Genomic DNA, 2,818 nt, shown 5'->3' with positions numbered 1-2,818 from the left:
ATTTTACAGGAGGTATGTATTGTGTCTTTTTTGAGTGAGTTTCAGCAGTATTTACAACGGCATCAGCAGCAGGCGTTTCAATTAAATTACCAGATCGCCAACGATCCGGAATTATCCGGTGAAGAATATCACGCCTGTGCGGCTTATGTACAGGCCTGCCGTGGGCTGGGCATGACCGTGGAAGAAAACTTTACCAATCAGCCTACAGCCTTTCGGGCAGCAGTCTGCCGGGCGGACCATCCTGTCCTGAAAGCAGCCATCTTGGCTGAATACGATGCCCTGCCTGATATTGGTCACGGCTGCGGTCATTCTGCCAATGGTTCCATGAGTTTTCTGGCAGCTGCCGCTCTCCACGCCATGAAAGGCCTTCCCATGGATGTCGATTTAATCGGCACGCCTGATGAAGAACTGCGGGGCGGTAAAGTGGGTATGTGCAACGCCGGCATATTCAGACAGTATGACCTGGCTCTCATGGTGCACGTATCGCCGACGGAAACGACGGCTAATTCCCATTTCCTGGCTCTCGATGACTATCGCATTCAGTTTCATGGACAGACAGCCCATGCTGCCAGCGAGCCCTGGAATGGCCGCAATGCCCTGAACGGTGCCATGCTGGCTCTCCATGCCATTGATATGCTGCGCCAGCATGTCCGGCCGGAAACACGGATTGGTTCCTATATCGTCAATGGCGGTTCCGCTTCTAACGTAGTGCCTGATTTTTCCGAAGTGGAATGCTGCATTCGTCACACGACGAGGAAGTATTTGGATCAGGTTGTTGCTAAAATCATGAATTGCTTTAAAGGTGCTGCTTTGGCGACGGAAACGACGTATAATGTAAAACAGCTGGGCTATAAATTCGACGACATGGTGTGGAATGAAGCGGCGACAGAAGTGTCCCGTCAGGTCCTGCGTGATATGGGTATTCCCTTTACGGAACCGTCTGACTGCGGCAGCTCAGACATTGGCAATGTCAGTCATCAGTGCCCGGCCCTGCATCTGCACCTGGCCATGGGGAACGTATGGTGCCCGGGCCATTCGGCGGCCATTGCCAATATGGTGAAACAGCCGTCTATTGAGCCGGTTATTCTGCAGGGAGCGGAAATTATAGGCCGCATTTTATTCGCTTTTGAAAAGGATCCACAGATTCGGCAGGCTGTTCGCCAGGAATTTGAACAGACTGTAGGAAAGTAACTATACAGGACAATAAAAAAACGCAGCTCCCTGAAAAGGGCTGCGTTTTTTTCGGCATTATATTGCCGTATATGGAGGGTGAAGTTAGAATACGCCCTGCGAAAGCATGGCGTCAGCGACTCGTTCGAAGCCGGCGATGTTGGCACCAGCGACGAGGTTGTATCCCAGGCCGTTGCGGGCCGATGCTTCCTTACAGTTTTTATAGATAGTATTCATGATATGATGGAGGCGGGTGTCGACTTCTTCTTCCGTCCAGACGAGACGTTCGCTGTTCTGGCTCATTTCCAGAGCCGATACGGCTACGCCGCCGGCATTGACTGCCTTGGAAGGAGCGACGATCATATCTTTCTGATCCAACAGGTATTTCAGTGCATCATTGGTTGTCGGCATGTTGGCGACTTCAATATAGTACCGTACTTTATTGGCGGCAATCTGTTTGGCCTGTTCCATGTGGACGTCGTTCTGCATGGCCGACGGCATAATGATATCCACTTTGCGGCCCCACGGTTTTTCGCCGGGGAAGAATTCTACGCCAAATTTGTCGGCATAGTCTTTGACGCAGTTGCGGCCGCTGTTGCGCATTTCCAGCAGGTAATTGATTTTTTCTTCCGTTGCTACACCATCGGGATCATAAATATAGCCGTCCGGTCCGGATAAGGTAACAACTTTTGCACCCAGTTCCGTCGCTTTTTTGCAGATGCCCCACGTAACGTTGCCGAAACCGGCGGCAGCGATGGTCTTTCCTTTAATATCCTGACCGTCGTCTTTCAGTACATTTTCCAGGAAGTATACGGCACCGTATCCCGTTGCTTCCGGACGGATGAGGGAGCCGCCAAAGCTGAAGCCCTTGCCGGTGAGAACGCCGTTTTCAAAGGCTCCTTTCAGACGGCGGTATTCGCCGAAGAGGTAGCCGATTTCACGGCCGCCGACGCCCATATCACCGGCAGGAACGTCGATGTCCGGGCCGATGTACCGGTATAAGCCCTGCATGAAACTCTGACAGAACCGCATGATTTCCGCATCCGATTTGCCTGTAGGATCGAAATCAGCGCCCCCTTTGGCACCGCCAATGGGCAGACCGGTCAGCGCGTTTTTGAAAATCTGTTCAAACCCCAGGAACTTGATGATCCCAGGATAGACATTTTTCTGGAAACGCAGGCCCCCTTTATAAGGGCCAATGGCGCCATTGAACTGGAAGCGGTACCCTGTATTGGTATGATACTTGCCAGCGTCATCCTGCCAGACAACACGGAATGTAAACTGTCTTTCCGGTTCGACTAATCGAGTAAGAAGATCGAATTTTTCGTATTCCGGATGGCGTTCTACGACAGGTTCCAGAGAGGAAAAAACTTCTTCTACGGTCTGGACAAATTCAGGTTCATTTGCGTACTTCGTTTTGACGTGTTCAATGACTGATGCGAGATACTTGTTCATGTGTAATCACCTCATAGAATGTTTGTCGAGTACATACATGCTTTCTATGAGTACATCATAGCATGTTTTTTTGCTCTTGAAAATACTGCAATGTGAAAATAAATTTTAGGTACAGAAAAATGAACAGATAATTTACAAAATAAACATAAAGATTAACTGAATAATTTGCCGAAATAGACAGGGCGAAAAGTTA

Annotated in this window: 2 protein-coding genes; one reads left to right on the top strand and one right to left on the bottom strand. The window is 49.8% G+C overall.

Annotation, left to right across the window (positions count from 1 at the left end):
- Positions 1-21 precede the first annotated feature (21 nt).
- A complete protein-coding gene (locus tag Q3886_RS09850) occupies positions 22-1,191 on the top strand; it encodes an amidohydrolase (RefSeq protein ID WP_301861294.1) in 1,170 nt (389 codons plus the stop codon).
- An 84-nt stretch (positions 1,192-1,275) separates the two neighbouring features.
- Here Q3886_RS09850 and gdhA read toward each other — a convergent pair whose 3' ends face one another.
- Positions 1,276-2,625, bottom strand: a complete 1,350-nt coding sequence (gdhA, locus tag Q3886_RS09845) for an NADP-specific glutamate dehydrogenase (RefSeq protein WP_301861293.1) — start codon at positions 2,623-2,625, stop codon at positions 1,276-1,278.
- Positions 2,626-2,818 lie beyond the last annotated feature (193 nt).

The sequence above is a fragment of the uncultured Megasphaera sp. genome, from assembly GCF_958350005.1.
Taxonomy (GTDB): domain Bacteria; phylum Bacillota; class Negativicutes; order Veillonellales; family Megasphaeraceae; genus Megasphaera.
The sequence above is the reverse complement of the archived record's forward strand: the minus strand, read 5'-3'. Positions and strand labels throughout refer to the sequence as shown.